The organism is Rathayibacter rhapontici (assembly GCF_001995175.1).
Classification (GTDB): domain Bacteria; phylum Actinomycetota; class Actinomycetes; order Actinomycetales; family Microbacteriaceae; genus Rathayibacter.
On record NZ_MUKN01000022.1, the window covers coordinates 25,441 to 39,764 of the forward strand.

Below are 14,324 nucleotides of genomic sequence, written 5' to 3' on the forward strand. Positions count from 1 at the left end.
AGCGGGATCACCGCCACCGGCGCCTAGCGCCGCCCGAGCCCGGTCAGCAGCTCGAGGAGCACCCGGGCGGAGTCGCGCCACGAGTAGGCCGCCGCGCGCTCGCGCGACCGCGCCGACCGCTCCGCCCACACCGCCGGGTCCTCGAGCGAGCGGACACCCCTCGCCACGTCCTTGGCGCTGGTCGGATCCACCAGCACGGCCGCGTCGCCGCCGATCTCCCGGAAGATCGGGATGTCGCTGACGACGACGGGGGTGCCCAGCGCCATCGCCTCGACCAGGGGGATCCCGAACCCCTCGTCGCGGCTCGCGCTGACGAGAGCGGTCGCCCGGGCGAGCACCGACCGGTAGGTGGCGTCGTCCGCGCCCTGGTGGAAGACCAGCTTCGCCGTCGGCGCGAGCGAGCGCAGCGTCTCGACGGTCTCGTCGCTCGCCCGGCTCATCAGGTGCAGCTCGTAGTCCGGCAGCAGCCGCATCGCGCGGGCGAGCGTCTCGACGTTCTTGTAGGGCATGTAGGAGCCCATGTAGACGAGCGAGCGGGCATCGGAGCGATCGGGCAGCGACGCGGCCAGCGCGGCGCCGGCCTCGTCGGGCTCGCCAGCCGCGTTCGGCACGACCACGACCCGGCGGGTCGTGAGGCCGTGCTCCCGGATCAGCTCGCGCGTCGTCTCCGACACCGTCACCACGGCGTCGGCGCGCTGGAGCAGCCGGCGCTGCGGCCACCAGGACAGGTGGTACAGCCGCCAGAGGCCGCGGACGGGCAGGGGCAGCTCACGCGGGGGTGTGCGGTGGCTGTAGTAGATGAGGTCGTGCACGGTCAGCACGAGGCGGTAGCGCCGCCCGAGCGAGCCCATGGTCTGCATCGGCGAGAAGACCACGTCGGGCTTCAGCCGGTTCACGAGCAGCGCGACGAACGGCTCGAACGGACCGGTCGGCGACGTCACCCTCTCCCACGGCAGATCGGGCAGCAGCGCGAGCTGGCGGCGGTCGCTGATCAGCATCGTCACGTCGTGCAGCACCGACAGCTCGCGGACGAGCTCCGACGTGTAGCGGCTGATGCCGTCGTGGCGCTCGAGCCGGGTGTAGCGGCAGTCGACGACGATCCTCATCGGTCGATCCCCTCCTCGAGGGCGTCGCGGAGGACCGCGGCTGCCTCGTCGGGCGTCTCGTAGTGGATGAGGTGGCCGACCCCGTCGATCACGTGCAGCCGCGCGTGCGGGAGGGCCGAGAGCAGGCGGTGCTGCGCCGCGAGAGGGGTGATGTCGTCCTGCGCCGCCGCGATCAGCAGCGTCGGCACCGCGAGGCGCGCCGCGTACTCGCTCACGTCGTGCGAGACCGAGGCGCGGAACGCCTCCAGCACGGTGTCGCGCGACGCGAAGGCGCTGAAGTAGCGGTCGTGCTGATCGTGCACGAAGCGCCGCAGGCCGGTGTCCTTCGTCTTCACCATCGAGAGGCTCATCACGCGGACGATCAGCGGATCGCGCAGCAGCCGGTACCCGAGAGCCCGCGGCAGCACCGCTCCGAGCCGGTAGTAGAGCACCGCGAGCCGCGTCAGCACTCCCCGAGGTCCGGCGAGGGCGGGAGCCGCGATCGGATTGACGAGCACCAGCAGCGGAGTCGGCAGCCCCGCCGCGACGGCCGCCGCGGCGACGATGGAGCCGAACGAGTGGCCGAGGACCACGGCCTCGCCGCGCAGTCCGAGAACGTCCAGGAACTCCCCCAGCCAGGCCGCGTAGCCGTCGACGTCGTGCGCGTGCGCCGTCATGGGCGGGGACGCGCCGAAACCCGGCAGGTCGGGGGCGACCACGCGGACGTCCGCCCCTCCCGCGAGCAGGCGGGCGATCACCGGCTCGAGGCCGTGGTGCTCGCCGCGGAAGCCGTGCACGAGCACGATCACCGTCGCCGCGTCGTCCGAGCCGTAGCTCCAGTAGGCGGTGGACGCCCCCGGGACGGCCGCGGAGGCCTCCCTGATCGGGAGTCGTCCGAGGTCGGCGGCGTAAGGCGAAGCGGCGGTCATCTCGGTCCCCATCGTAGGCAAAGCCGCCGGAACTTCTCGCCGCAACGCCTTGCGTGGCCCCGATCCGAGCCGGGAGCATGAGGACGCGTTCGCTTCGCGACGCACCGCCCCGTCCTCCGTGACGGTCATCCGCTCAGGCAGCAGCAGAAGGAGCACCGTGAGCTTCACGTCGCCGATCCAACTCCCCGGACTCGCCCTCGATCCCCAGTGGTACCGCCGTGCGGTGTTCTACGAGGTCATGATCCGGTCGTACTACGACTCGAACGGGGACGGCGCCGGGGACATCAACGGACTGGCGTCCAAGCTCGACTACCTGCAGTGGCTCGGCATCGACGCGCTCTGGCTGCCGCCCTTCTACATGTCGCCGCTGCGCGACGGCGGCTACGACGTCTCGGACTTCAAGGCGATCCTCCCCGAGTTCGGCACCATGGAGGACTTCCGCGATCTCGTGCGCAAGGCGCACGAGCGCAACATGCGCATCGTCATGGACTTCCCGCTCAACCACACGAGCGACCAGCACGAGTGGTTCCAGCAGTCGCGCTCGGACCCCGAGGGCCCCTACGGCGACTTCTACGTCTGGAACGACACCGACGACCGCTACCCCGACATCCGCATCATCTTCGTCGACACCGAGGACTCGAACTGGGCCTTCGACTCCGAGCGCCGCCAGTTCTACTTCCACCGCTTCTTCTCGCACCAGCCGGACCTCAACTTCGAGAACCCGGCCGTGCACGAGGCGATCCACGACGTGGTGAAGTTCTGGCTCGACCTCGGCGTCGACGGCATCCGCCTGGACGCCATCCCCTACCTCTACGAGTCCGACGAGGGCAACGGCGAGGGCGAGCCACCGACGCACGACTTCATCAAGAACCTCCGCCAGATGGTCGACCGCGACTACCCGGGCCGCATCCTGATCGCGGAGGCGAACCAGTGGCCTCGCGAGGTCGCCGCGTTCTTCGGCACCGAGGAGGAGCCGGAGTGCCACATGGCCTTCGACTTCCCGGTCATGCCGCGCATCTTCTACTCGCTCCGCGCGCAGACGGCGAACGAGTTGAAGAAGGTCCTGTCCGAGACCTTCGACATCCCCACCGGAGCCGCGTGGGGCGTGTTCCTGCGCAACCACGACGAGCTCACGCTCGAGATGGTCTCGGAGGAGTACCGCCAGGCGATGTACGGCTGGTACGCCTACGACCCGCGGATGCGCTCCAACATCGGCATCCGGCGCCGCCTCGCGCCGCTGCTCGACAACTCCCGCGCCGAGCTCGAGCTGATCAACGCGCTCCTCTTCTCGCTCGCGGGCAGCCCGTTCCTCTACTACGGCGACGAGATCGGGATGGGCGACAACATCTGGCTCAACGACCGCGACGCCTCCCGCACGCCGATGCAGTGGACGCCCGACCGCAACGCCGGCTTCTCGGCCGCCGATCCCGGCAAGCTCGTGCAGCCGATCGTGCAGTCGCTCGTCTACCACTACAACCAGGTGAACGTGGAGGCGCAGCTCGCGCAGTCCCGCTCGCTCCTGCACTGGATGCGGAACGTGCTGCACGTGCGCCGCGGGCACCCGGCCTTCGGCCTGGGCTCCATGCGCGTGCTCGAGACCGACCACGAGTCGGTGCTCGCCTTCGTCCGCGACTACGCCGGGTCGGGCAGCGCCATGGGCGACCAGCCCGAGGAGGTGCTCTGCGTCTTCAGCTTCAATCACAACCCGGTGTCGGTGACGATCACGGACCCCGAGAACCCCGGCTCCGCGCTCACCGACCTGTTCGGCGGCGGCCGCTTCCCGGGCTTCTCCGCCGACGGCACCCTCACGATGACGCTCGGCACGCAGGGCTTCTTCTGGCTGCACGTCGCGAAGACGGACCACGACCGCTGATCCGCTCGCGACCGTGAGCACGCCGCGGGGCCTCCGACCGATGTCGGAGGCCCCGTTTAGGCTGTCCGCGTGAGCATCACCGCAGCGACAGAGCCGACCCTGTTCGACGACGGCGCCTTCGAGAGCGCGCCGTTCGAGGAGGATCGCGCCGCCCCGGCCTCCGCCGAGCTCGCCCCGGCCGAGGGCGCACCCTGGTTCGACCTCCTCGCCGTCTTCGATCTCGAGACCACGGGCATCGACGTCCGGACGAGCCGGATCGTCACCGCGCACGTCGGGGTGATCGGAGCCGACGGCGAGCCGATCGAGGGCACCACCTGGCTCGCCGATCCCGGCGTCGAGATCCCCGCCGGCGCCAGCGCGGTGCACGGCATCAGCACCGGGCACGCGCGCCGGCACGGCCGTCCCGCCGGCGAGGTCGTCGCCGAAGTGTCCGAGGCGCTGCGCTCGCTGCTCGCCCGCGGCGTCCCGGTCGTCGTCTACAACGCCCCCTACGACCTCTCGCTGCTCGCCCACGAGGCGCGGCGCTGGGGGGTGCCGGTGCTGATCGATCCGAGCCCGGTCGTCGATCCCCTCGTCATCGACAAGGCCGTCGACCGCTACCGCAAGGGCAAGCGCACCCTCACCCTCGCCGCCGAGCACTACGGAGTGAGCCTGACCGAGGCCCACGACGCAGGAGCCGACGCCGTCGCGGCCGGCCGGGTCGCCCAGGCCCTCGGCCGTGCCTTCGCCGACGAGCTCGGAGTGGGGGCCGACGCCCTGCACGCGCTGCAGATCGACTGGTGCCGCGACCAGGCCGAGTCCTTCCAGGAGTACATGCGCCGCGTGCGCGACGAGGCCTTCGTCGCCGACGGCGCCTGGCCCGTGCGCCACTGACGCCGTCTAGGTCAGCGTGCGCCCCTCCCTGAGCAGCGCCACGTACTCGCGGATCCGGCGCTCGCGCGACTCCGGCCGCTTCAGCTGCTGCAGCCGGAAGAGGAACGCGAACCGCTTCTGCCCGCCCACCGTCTCGAAGAACGCGAGCGCCGCGGGATCCGCCGCCAGAGCCGCGAGCAGGTCCGGAGGCACGTCCGCCCCCTTCTGCCGGTACGCCGCGTCCCAGCGGCCGTCCGCCTTCGCGCGCTCGATCTCCGCGAGTCCGGCGGGGCGCATCCGCCCCTCCTCGCTGAGTCGGGCGACGTGCTCGCGGTTCACCTGCGACCACGGGCTGGCCCGTCGACGCGGGGTGAAGGCCTGGAGCGTGAACTGCTCGTCGAACGCACCGGCCTGCCCGTCGATCCAGCCGTGGCAGAGCGCGACGTCGAGGGCCTCGGCGTAGGTCAGTCCGGGATCGACGGCCGCCTTCTTGCGCAGCTTCAGCCGCACACCGCCGGGGTCGGGGGCGCCTGCGAGGTACGCCTCCCACTCCTCCGCGGTGACGAACGGCAGGATCGGCTTGTCGGCGAAGGACACCATGCCCGGACGCTAGCACTCCGTGGAGGAACGACGAAGGGCCCCCGACCGCGAGGTCGAGGGCCCTTCGGAGGACGTGCTACTTGCCGAAGTTCTTGTAGCGGCTGTTGAACTTCTCGACGCGGCCGGCCGAGTCCATGATGCGCTGCTTGCCCGTGTAGAACGGGTGCGAGGCCGACGAGATCTCGACGTCGATGACCGGGTAGGTGACGCCGTCGAGCTCGATGGTCTTGCTGCTCTTCGCCGTCGAGCGGGTGAGGAAGGTCTCACCGGAGGCGAGGTCGCGGAAGACGATCGGCGCGTACTCGGGGTGGATGTCGGTCTTCATGGGCATGTCCTGTCGTTGGTGGTCCTGAACCGCACCTGTCGTCGACGGGAACGGGTGGAAGGGTGGTGGGCGCACCGCGAACGGGCCCGAACCAGCTACCGAGAATAGCAGATCGTGCAGCCCTCGCGGAGGGGATCCTCGGCGCGGCGGATGCCCTCGATCAGCGGCGGGCGCGAGCCGAGTACCGGCCGTCCTCGCGGGTGAGGGCGATGTCCAGCCCGAAGGTCTCGGAGAGCGTCTGCTCGGTCAGGGCCTCGGCGAGGGGACCGGCCGCGACGGCCTTCCCGTCGCGCAGCAGGAGCGCGTGGGTGAACCCGTCGGGGATCTCCTCGACGTGGTGCGTGACCATCACGATCGCCGGCGACGCCGGGTCCTTCGCGAAACCGCTGAGCAGCGCGACGAGCTCCTCGCGGGCGCCGAGGTCGAGGCTCGCCGCGGGCTCGTCGAGCAGGAGGAGCTCGGGGTCGGTCATGATCGAGCGCGCGATCTGCACGCGCTTCTGCTCGCCGTCCGACAGGGTGCCGAACGTGCGGTCTGCGAGGTGGTCGAGCCGCCACTCGGCGAGCACGCGGCGGGCGCGGCGCTCGTCGACGGCGTCGTAGGACTCGTTCCAGCGACCGGTCACCGAGTAGGCGGCGGTCATCACGACGTCCAGGACCGACTCGTCCACCGGCAGGCGGCGCGCCATCGCTGTCGACGCGTAGCCGATGCGCGGGCGCAGCTCGAACACGTCGACGCGGCCGAGGGTCTCGTCGAGGATCCCGGCCGTCCCGGTCGAGGGGTAGTTCTGCGCGGCGGCGATCTGGAGGATCGACGTCTTGCCTGCGCCGTTGGGTCCGAGCACGACCCAGCGGTCCTCCTCGGCGACGGCCCACTCGACGTGATCGAGGATCCGCTTGCCGTTCCGGACGAAGGAGACATCGGAGAACGAGACGACGCTGGGCATGCGTCCCATCCTAAAGGGAGCGGGCGGAGGGATCAGACGAGCGAGTCGTAGATCGCCCGGGTGTCCCGCGCGATCTGCGTCCAGCTGAAATCGCTCTGAGCCCGTTCGCGACCCGCAGCGCCCATGCGCTTGGCCGCCTCGGGGTCGGCGACCACCTCGGCGAGAACCGCCGCGAGGTCCGCGACGTAGCGATCGGGATCGACCGGGGTGCCGGTGCCGTCGGTGACCTGCTCGATCGGGACGAGGCGGCCCGTCACGCCGTCGACGACGACCTCCGGGATGCCTCCGGTGGCGGTGCCGACCACCGCGGCGCCGCACGCCATGGCCTCGAGGTTCACGATGCCCAGCGGCTCGTAGATCGACGGGCAGACGAACGTCGTCGCCGCGGTCAGCACCGCGGAGAGCTCGTGACGAGGGAGGTGGCGGTCGATCCAGACGACGCCGGTCCGCTCCTCCTGCAGCCCGCGCACCAGCGCGGTGACCTCCGCCATGATCTCGGGGGTGTCGGGAGCGCCCGCGCACAGCACGAGCTGCACCTCGGGAGGGAGGGTCGCCGCCGCGCGCAGGAGGTACGGGAGGCCCTTCTGCCGCGTGATGCGTCCGACGAAGACCACCGACGGGCGGGCGGGGTCGATGCCGAGGCCCTCCAGGACCGCCTCGTCCTCGACGGGGTGCCACGCGTCGAGGTCGATGCCGTTGTAGACCACGTGCACCTTCGCCGGATCCAGCGCCGGATAGGAGCGGAGGATGTCCGCGCGCATGCCGCCCGAGACGGCGATCACGGCGTCCGCGTTCTCGTACGCCTCGCGCTCGATCCAGCTCGACACGCGGTAGCCGCCGCCGAGCTGCTCGGCCTTCCAGGGGCGCAGCGGCTCGAGGCTGTGCGCCGAGACCACGTGCGGGACGCCGTGGAGCAGCTGGGCGAGACGGCCCGCCGCGTTCGCGTACCAGGTGTGCGAGTGCACGAGATCGGCTCCCGCCGCGTCCTGCGCGATCTGCAGGTCGACGCCCAGGGTCTGCAGCGCGCCGTTGGCCTCGGCGAGCTCGGCCGGGACCGGGTACGCGAACGCGCCCGGCTCGTCCCGGGGAGCTCCGAAGCAGCGGACCACGACCTCGATGTCGTCGCGCAGCGCCTTCGTGAGCTCGGCGACATGGACGCCGGCCCCTCCGTACACCTCGGGCGGGTATTCCTTGGTCAGCAGATCGACTCGCACACCCCGAACCGTAGTACAGCCCCCTCCCCGGCGACAGCAGGGGTTCCCGGCGGGGCCCCACCCCCTACTGTGGAGCCATGCAGTCAAAGAAGATCTTCGGCATCGTCCTCGCCGGCGGCGAGGGCAAGCGGCTCATGCCCCTCACGGCCGATCGCGCCAAGCCCGCGGTCCCGTTCGGCGGCCAGTACCGCCTGATCGACTTCGCGCTGTCGAACCTCATCAACTCGGGGCTCACGCAGATCGTCGTGCTGACGCAGTACAAGTCGCACTCGCTCGACCGCCACGTCTCGCAGACCTGGCGCCTCTCGGGCCTGCTGAACTCCTACGTCGCCTCGGTCCCCGCGCAGCAGCGCCTGGGCAAGCGCTGGTTCAGCGGCTCCGCCGACGCGATCCTCCAGAGCCTCAACCTGATCCGCGACGAGAAGCCCGACATCGTCGTCGTGGTCGGTGCCGATCACGTCTACCGCATGGACTTCTCGCAGATGATCGACGCCCACATCAAGTCGGGAGCGAAGGCCACCGTCGCCGCGATCCGCCAGCCGATCGAGCTGGCCGACCAGTTCGGCGTGATCCAGCTTGCGGGCGACGAGGCCGGCGACGGCGTGGTCCCGACGAAGATCGCCGAGTTCCTCGAGAAGCCCAAGGACGCCGTCGGCCTGGCCGACTCGCCGCACGAGGTGCTCGCCTCGATGGGCAACTACGTCTTCGACGCCGACGCGCTGATCGACGCGGTCATCCGCGACGGCGAGCTGTCGACCTCCGACCACGACATGGGCGGCGACATCATCCCGGACTTCGTCGCGCGCGGCGAGGCGGGCGTCTACGACCTCAAGCTCAACGAGGTCCCCGGATCGACCGACCGCGACCGCTACTACTGGCGCGACGTCGGCACCATCGACTCCTTCTTCGAGGCTCACCAGGACCTCATCTCGGCGCTGCCCGTCTTCAACCTCTACAACCAGCAGTGGCCGATCTTCTCGTCGCAGCTCAACTCGCCCCCCGCGAAGATCGTGCGGGACGGCAAGGGCAACATGGGCTCGACCGTCGACTCGGTGGTCTCGCTCGGCACCGTCATCTCGGGTGCGCACATCGAGCGCAGCGTGGTGGGTCCGTGGACCGTCATCGAGTCGAACGCGACCGTGACCGACTCGGTGGTCTTCGACAAGGTCCGCATCGGCCCGGACGCGCTGGTCGTGCGCGCTATCCTCGACAAGGACGTCGTCGTCGAGCCCGGCGCACGGGTCGGCGTGGATCACGATCACGACCGGGAGCGCGGGTTCACCGTCACCGACTCGGGGATCACCGTGGTCGGCAAGGGCGTCGTCGTCCGCCCGTAGCATCCCAGCGGGCCGAGAGCACTGCGCTTCCGCGCGACCGGTGTCACCGGCGCGCGGCCGACCGATCGGACCGTCATGAGTGAGCGTCCCGCGACGCCTGCCCGCTTCCTCGTCGTCCTCGACGCCGACTCGACCCTGCTGCAGGACGAGGTGATCGAGCTCCTCGCGGCGCACGCCGGCTCCGAGGACCTCGTCGCCGCGGTCACCGAGCGCGCGATGCGCGGCGAGATCGACTTCGGCGAGAGCCTGCGCGAACGGGTGGCGACGCTCGCGGGGATCCCCGACTCCGTCTGCGAGAGCGTCCGGGCGGGGCTCCGCGTGACTCCCGGAGTGCAGGAGCTCATCGCGGGCGTGCACGCCGCGGGGGGCCGCATCGGCGTGGTGTCCGGCGGGTTCCACGAGGTGCTCGACCCGGTCGCCCGCGAGCTGGGCCTCGACTACGCGCGGGCGAACCGCCTCGCGTCGGACGCCGGCGTGCTGACCGGGGAGGTCAGCGGCCCGGTCGTCGACGCGCACGCGAAGGCCGCGGCGCTCCTCGAGTGGGCCGCCGACGCCGGCGTCCCCGCGCAGCGCACGATCGCGATCGGGGACGGGGCGAACGACCTCGAGATGATGGCGGTCGCCGCCCTCGCCGTCGCCTTCAACGCGAAGCCGCTCGTGCGCGAGCGCGCCGACCTCGTCGTCGACGGCATCGACCTCAGCCAGCTCCTGCCGGTCCTCGGCCTGCGCGGCTGAGGCTTCCGTAGTATTTCTCCTCTAATGGAAACTCTGAGAGGAACAATGAAGCGCTTGAGTCGCAAACGCTCCGCGAATGCTGTCGATCGCACTCGAAAGGAGGCCGTCGAAGACGCTTGGCGGATCCACGCGGCTCAGATGGACTGGACTGCGAGGGTCGACGCAAAGGCGGCCTTCGCCTTCACCGTCGAGTCCGTCGTGCTGACTGCCGCAATAAGCCTCACGGCCGAGAACCGGATTTTCGCTTTGCTCGACAACCCCATAGCCGAAGGAGCCTTTCTAATTAGTGCCGCGGTCCTCGCTGTCGCCGCACTCCTGGCTCTCCTAGCAGTGCGACCGCAATTGCGGAGAAGACAAGCAGCTGGGGCGTCGGTGGGAAACTTCATCTACTTCGGTCATGCGCAGAACTGGAACGAGGTCAAGCTCGCTGCTGCCCTTGAGAAGGAGGACCTTCTGCTTCAGCTGACCCGGCAGGTGGTTGTCATGTCGAAAATCACTTGGACGAAACACCTCCTGATTAGCTGGTCCATCTCACTCGCGGGCAGCGCAAGCATTGCTTTAACCGTGCAAGCAGTCGTTCTTCGATTCGTCTGATCAGCTTCGTCAGCGCCGCGAACGCTCGATTTCGGTAATAATCCGTAAATTACGGATCAGTGTACTAGCGAAAATTTGCAGCGAGGCCTTCCGATGCTTCTTTCAAAGAAGGCAGTACTTGCAGGACCATTCGTTGACCGTCGATGTGCCGCTTCGGGAAGCGGACGTCTGTCGGGGCATTGAGTCGAGGGGGATCTTTCTGACTCGAGAAATAGTGTGTATCGTCACGTGCTCGGGTTACCCGAGGTCGAGGAGAAGATGCAGGAGCTGCCCGTAACACGAAGTCCGAGTCAAGCGCGTGCACGTCGACGATGACAACACGAGCCACCCGCCAGTTCAGGCTAACTTCCTACCATCTCCGAACAAAGCCCGGACCTGCAGCCAAACCGAGACAGAATTGATTCCACTCGGCCTTAGGAGCGGTATAGCGGACACTGTCCGCCGTGCAGGTAAAAGATAGATCGATGAATCTGGCCTCAGTTCTGCGGACGATCGAGCCGGTCCGAGTCTCGCGTGGGAATCCTGCCGGGCACCCTCAGCCCGCTCTTGTAACCTCTTGTCTTTGAGGGTCTGAGATCCAGCGAAGTCGCCGGGCACTGGCTGTAGGTTTATCCGGTGAGTGAAGCACCGGTCGTCGCCGTTCTACTCGATCTGGTGGGCTCTCGCCAGCTGGAGCAACGCGACGTGATCCAGCTCGAGATCGAGGCCGGGTTCGCCTCGCTCGCCGAAATCGTTCCCGCGATCGAGCCGTTGCATCCGACCGTCGGCGACGAGTTCCAGGCGGTCTACTCCTCACTTCCCGCTGCCCTCAGGGCGGCGCTACATGCGCGCCTGTCTCTGCCGGACGGCGTCGACTGCCGGGTCGGCCTCGGTCAAGGTGAGATCCGGGTGATCGGGCTCGGAATCGCGGGCAGTCTGCAGGATGGACCGGCGTGGTGGCGTGCTCGCACTGCGATCAACCGCGCACATGAGCTCGAGGACGGAGCGGTTTCGACTGCGCGGTCGTGGTTCGTGGGCCCCGACGACCCGAAGCTCGAGGAGGCCGCCGTGAACGCTTACCTTCTCGCCCGGGATGCGCTCATAGCCCCGATGAGCGCTCGAGACCGCCGACTTGTCCTCGGGACAATGCGAGGGACATCACAGAAGACGCTGGCGGAGCAAGAGTCGATCTCGCAGTCGGCAGTCTCACAGGCACTGCGGCGCGCAGGCGCAGGCGCACTCGCCGCCGGAACACGGCTCTTCGAGGACGTGAGCTGACAGCCATGCCTTCCACCGGTAAGTGCCCCTCGTTCGATCTGCACGCCTTCGCAAAGAGAAGGGACGATCGCGATCTCCGCAGGTCGGAGGCATGGCACGCCCGTCAGCGGGTCGCCGTCGTGATCCTCACCCGGCGTCTCGCATGATCCTTGTCCAGGGCAGATCGTCCACTCACCCGTGGCCTCGCCTGACGGCAACAGAGACTTAAGGGCCGCTCGCTCTTTTGCCCGTGGTCGTCATGGTGAATCGTTGGCAACGTGTTGACCCGTCAGTGGCCCATTCCGAGGCCGCCATCGACCGGGACGACCGCACCCGAGATGTAGCCCGCCTCGTCGCCGGCGAGCCAGCGGGTGACCTTCGCGACCTCGGCCGCGGTGCCGTAGCGGTCGAGCGGGATGCTCTTGCGGTACTCCGCCTGCTGCTCCGCGGGGAGCTCGGCCGTCATGTCGGTCTCGATGAAGCCCGGAGCGACGACGTTCGCGGTGATGTTGCGCGCCCCGAGCTCGCGGGTCAGCGAGCGGGCGAAACCGACGAGCGCGGCCTTGGACGACGAGTAGTTGATCTGGCCCGGCCCGCCGTAGAGGCCCACCACGCTCGAGATCAGGATGACGCGCCCGAACTTCTGCTTGAGCATGCCCTTGGAGGCGCGCTTGACCACGCGGAACGCCCCGGTGAGGTTGGTGTCGATCACCGACGTGAAGTCGTCCTCGGTCATGCGCAGCAGGAGCGTGTCGCGGGTGATGCCCGCATTGGCCACCACGACCTCGACAGGGCCGAGCTCGGCCTCCACCTGGGTGAAGGCGGCGTCGATGGAGGCGGAGTCGGTGACGTCGGCCACGACCGTGAGCGACCCCGCGGGACCGGATCCGGATCGAGCCGTGACCGCGACCCGGTGCCCCGCGGCGACGAACTCCTCGGCGATGGCGAAGCCGATCCCTCGGTTTCCTCCGGTGACGAGGACGGTGCGGGGCGTGGTCATGGTGTCCCTCCTGCCGACGCGCGGACGGCGCCGGACGACCCGTACATCCTACGGGCGCCGGGCGCAACACATCGGGAGATCCCGCGCACCCCGCCTCCTCCACTCCCCCGCGACGTAGGCTTGTACAGCTGTGAAACCCCGCGAATCGCTCACCTCCCTCCCGCCGTCGCCGACCGCGGAACGTCGCTCGCGCGCGATCAAGTACTCCATCGCCATGGGCATCCGGATGATCTGCGTCATCTGCCTGATCTTCGCCCAGGGATGGTGGCTCGCGTTCTTCGCGATCGGCGCCATCGTCCTCCCCTACTTCGCCGTGGTGCTCGCGAACGTCGGCGGCGTCGGCGAGAGCGGCAACGTGCAGCGCCCCGGTGCGATCGTCCTGTCGCGCCCGGTCCCGCCGCCCGCTCCCGCTCCCGACGCGGGCTCCTCGAACGACGCCCGGCCCGAGGGCGGCGGATCGACGACGGATCGACCGTGATCCCGCTCGGCACGACGCCCGAGGAGCACACCTGCTCGAGAGCGGGCTGCACGAGCATCGCGACCTGGGCCGTAGAGTGGCGGAATCCGCGGATCCACGCGGAGGACCGGCGCAAGACCTGGCTCGCCTGCGGTGAGCACCTCGAGTTCCTCCGCGAGTTCCTCGCCGCACGGGAGTTCCCGCTCGAGGTGAGACCGCTCCAGACCACCGACCGGGGGACCTCGCGTTGACCGACTCCGCGCCGCGTCCGTCCTGGCGCTTCGTGCTCTCGCGCCGCTGGTTCGGCTACCTCGCTCTCGCGGTGGTCTTCGCCGTCGCCTGCGTGCTGCTGTCGCGCTGGCAGGTGGCGCGCCTGGACGAGGCGGCCTCGACGAACCGGCTCGTCACCGCCAACTGGACCGCCGACCCCGTGGCCCTCGACCAGCTGATCGGCGAGGACGACGACTGGGACGACGTGCTCGAGTTCCGGCCCGTCGAGGTCACGGGCGTCTACGAGACGCAGGACGAGACCCTCGTCCGCAACCGCCCCTACAACGGCAATCCCGGCTTCGAGGTCCTGACACCGCTCCGCCTCGCCGACGGCAGCCTGTTCGTGGTCGACCGCGGCTGGGTGCCGGTCGGATCCGAGCAGGACTCCCCCGACGCCGTGCCGGCTCCTCCGGAGGGCGAGGTCACGGTGACCGCCAGGATCAAGCCGAGCGAGGGGCGCATCGAGGGGCGCTCCGCTCCCGCCGGTCAGATCGCGACCATCCAGCTCGACGACCTCCGCGAGCAGCTCGGGGAGCCGGTGCGCACGAGCGCCTACGGCCTCCTGGTGTCGGAGTCGCCGGCGCCCGTCGACGCTCCTCCGCTCGCGGCGCTGAAGCCGGTGGCCGACGAGGGCCTCCACATCAGCTACGCGATCCAGTGGGTGCTGTTCGCCCTGATGGGCTTCGGGGGCCTGGGTTGGGCCGTGCGGCACGAGTTCCGCCTGCTCAACGCCGACGATCCCGAGGTCATCGCCGCGGAGCAGCGGCGCGAGCAGCGGCGGCTGAAGCGCGGACGCAGCGACTCCGAGATCGAGGACGAGCTCCTCGACGCCCACCACTGAGCCGCCGCGCTCGGCGGCGGCGGGCCGCGA

General features: G+C 69.5%; 16 protein-coding genes. 9 read left to right on the plus strand and 7 right to left on the minus strand.

Features of this window, described 5'->3' with window-relative positions:
* Positions 1-23: 23 nt before the first annotated feature.
* Together B0T42_RS08760 and B0T42_RS08765 are read right to left on the minus strand one after the other, a co-directional pair.
* Positions 24-1,106, minus strand: coding sequence for a glycosyltransferase family 4 protein (locus tag B0T42_RS08760; RefSeq protein ID WP_077222820.1), 1,083 nt, complete (start codon positions 1,104-1,106; stop codon positions 24-26).
* Positions 1,103-2,014 carry an alpha/beta fold hydrolase gene (locus tag B0T42_RS08765; RefSeq protein ID WP_077222848.1) on the minus strand — a complete coding sequence of 304 codons (912 nt, stop codon included), beginning with the start codon at positions 2,012-2,014 and terminating at the stop codon, positions 1,103-1,105. Before B0T42_RS08765 ends, B0T42_RS08760 begins: the two co-directional genes overlap by 4 nt.
* Before the next feature lie 157 nt (positions 2,015-2,171).
* Here B0T42_RS08765 and treS point away from each other — a divergent pair, with 157 nt between their 5' ends.
* Together treS and B0T42_RS08775 are read left to right on the plus strand one after the other, a co-directional pair.
* Positions 2,172-3,887 carry a maltose alpha-D-glucosyltransferase gene (treS, locus tag B0T42_RS08770; protein ID WP_077222821.1) on the plus strand — a complete coding sequence of 572 codons (1,716 nt, stop codon included), beginning with the start codon at positions 2,172-2,174 and terminating at the stop codon, positions 3,885-3,887.
* A 75-nt stretch (positions 3,888-3,962) separates the two neighbouring features.
* On the plus strand, positions 3,963-4,760 hold the full coding sequence (locus tag B0T42_RS08775) for a 3'-5' exonuclease (RefSeq protein ID WP_077222849.1): 798 nt from the start codon (positions 3,963-3,965) through the stop codon (positions 4,758-4,760).
* Positions 4,761-4,766: 6 nt separating this feature from the next.
* Here B0T42_RS08775 and B0T42_RS08780 read toward each other — a convergent pair whose 3' ends face one another.
* The 4 genes from B0T42_RS08780 to glgA form a co-directional block, all read right to left on the minus strand.
* Positions 4,767-5,339 (minus strand): YdeI/OmpD-associated family protein, encoded by a 573-nt coding sequence (locus tag B0T42_RS08780; RefSeq protein WP_077222822.1) that lies wholly within the window; start codon positions 5,337-5,339, stop codon positions 4,767-4,769.
* A 76-nt stretch (positions 5,340-5,415) separates the two neighbouring features.
* Entirely contained in the window at positions 5,416-5,664 is a 249-nt protein-coding gene (locus tag B0T42_RS08785) for a type B 50S ribosomal protein L31 (protein WP_055792039.1), read from the minus strand.
* Between the two features lie 160 nt (positions 5,665-5,824).
* A complete protein-coding gene (locus B0T42_RS08790; protein WP_077222823.1) occupies positions 5,825-6,610 on the minus strand; it encodes an ABC transporter ATP-binding protein in 786 nt (261 codons plus the stop codon).
* A 32-nt stretch (positions 6,611-6,642) separates the two neighbouring features.
* Positions 6,643-7,824 (minus strand): glycogen synthase, encoded by a 1,182-nt coding sequence (gene glgA, locus B0T42_RS08795; protein WP_077222824.1) that lies wholly within the window; start codon positions 7,822-7,824, stop codon positions 6,643-6,645.
* A gap of 77 nt (positions 7,825-7,901) precedes the next feature.
* Between glgA and B0T42_RS08800 the strand changes: the two genes are divergently transcribed.
* The 4 genes from B0T42_RS08800 (at position 7,902) to B0T42_RS08815 (ending at position 11,747) form a co-directional block, all read left to right on the plus strand.
* Positions 7,902-9,161, plus strand: a complete 1,260-nt coding sequence (locus tag B0T42_RS08800) for a glucose-1-phosphate adenylyltransferase (RefSeq protein ID WP_055792030.1) — start codon at positions 7,902-7,904, stop codon at positions 9,159-9,161.
* Positions 9,162-9,236: 75 nt separating this feature from the next.
* Positions 9,237-9,896, plus strand: a complete 660-nt coding sequence (gene serB / locus B0T42_RS08805; protein WP_077222825.1) for a phosphoserine phosphatase SerB — start codon at positions 9,237-9,239, stop codon at positions 9,894-9,896.
* A 45-nt stretch (positions 9,897-9,941) separates the two neighbouring features.
* The gene (locus tag B0T42_RS08810; protein ID WP_476748434.1) at positions 9,942-10,490 is read left to right on the plus strand and encodes a Pycsar system effector family protein; all 549 of its coding nucleotides are present in this window, start codon (positions 9,942-9,944) and stop codon (positions 10,488-10,490) included.
* 615 nt (positions 10,491-11,105) lie between these two features.
* Positions 11,106-11,747 carry a SatD family protein gene (locus B0T42_RS08815; RefSeq protein ID WP_077222827.1) on the plus strand — a complete coding sequence of 214 codons (642 nt, stop codon included), beginning with the start codon at positions 11,106-11,108 and terminating at the stop codon, positions 11,745-11,747.
* A gap of 268 nt (positions 11,748-12,015) precedes the next feature.
* On the opposite strand, the gene fabG is transcribed toward B0T42_RS08815, so the two are convergent.
* Positions 12,016-12,726: a 3-oxoacyl-ACP reductase FabG gene (fabG, locus tag B0T42_RS08820; protein WP_077222828.1), complete on the minus strand. Its 711-nt coding sequence runs from the start codon at positions 12,724-12,726 to the stop codon at positions 12,016-12,018.
* A 130-nt stretch (positions 12,727-12,856) separates the two neighbouring features.
* On the opposite strand from fabG, the gene B0T42_RS08825 reads away from it, so the two are divergent.
* From B0T42_RS08825 to B0T42_RS08835, 3 genes are read left to right on the plus strand one after another with little or no spacing between them, the layout of a single operon-like run.
* Complete coding sequence (locus tag B0T42_RS08825) at positions 12,857-13,204, plus strand: DUF3099 domain-containing protein (RefSeq protein ID WP_077222829.1); 348 nt, start codon at positions 12,857-12,859, stop codon at positions 13,202-13,204.
* The gene (locus B0T42_RS08830) at positions 13,201-13,434 is read left to right on the plus strand and encodes a hypothetical protein (protein ID WP_077222830.1); all 234 of its coding nucleotides are present in this window, start codon (positions 13,201-13,203) and stop codon (positions 13,432-13,434) included. Before B0T42_RS08825 ends, B0T42_RS08830 begins: the two co-directional genes overlap by 4 nt.
* Positions 13,431-14,294 carry an SURF1 family cytochrome oxidase biogenesis protein gene (locus tag B0T42_RS08835; protein ID WP_077222831.1) on the plus strand — a complete coding sequence of 288 codons (864 nt, stop codon included), beginning with the start codon at positions 13,431-13,433 and terminating at the stop codon, positions 14,292-14,294. The genes B0T42_RS08830 and B0T42_RS08835 overlap by 4 nt, the downstream gene beginning before the upstream one ends.
* Positions 14,295-14,324 lie beyond the last annotated feature (30 nt).

Bases quoted from the DNA above. Each gene is read 5' to 3' on its own strand.
- fabG (WP_077222828.1), bottom strand. From the start codon at position 12,726: ATGACCACGCCCCGCACCGTCCTCGTCACCGGAGGAAACCGAGGGATC.
- B0T42_RS08790 (WP_077222823.1), bottom strand. From the start codon at position 6,610: ATGCCCAGCGTCGTCTCGTTCTCCGATGTCTCCTTCGTCCGGAACGGC.
- B0T42_RS08765 (WP_077222848.1), bottom strand. From the start codon at position 2,014: ATGACCGCCGCTTCGCCTTACGCCGCCGACCTCGGACGACTCCCGATC.
- B0T42_RS08785 (WP_055792039.1), bottom strand. From the start codon at position 5,664: ATGAAGACCGACATCCACCCCGAGTACGCGCCGATCGTCTTCCGCGAC.
- B0T42_RS08760 (WP_077222820.1), bottom strand. From the start codon at position 1,106: ATGAGGATCGTCGTCGACTGCCGCTACACCCGGCTCGAGCGCCACGAC.
- B0T42_RS08810 (WP_476748434.1), top strand. From the start codon at position 9,942: ATGAAGCGCTTGAGTCGCAAACGCTCCGCGAATGCTGTCGATCGCACT.
- B0T42_RS08780 (WP_077222822.1), bottom strand. From the start codon at position 5,339: ATGGTGTCCTTCGCCGACAAGCCGATCCTGCCGTTCGTCACCGCGGAG.
- serB (WP_077222825.1), top strand. From the start codon at position 9,237: ATGAGTGAGCGTCCCGCGACGCCTGCCCGCTTCCTCGTCGTCCTCGAC.
- B0T42_RS08800 (WP_055792030.1), top strand. From the start codon at position 7,902: ATGCAGTCAAAGAAGATCTTCGGCATCGTCCTCGCCGGCGGCGAGGGC.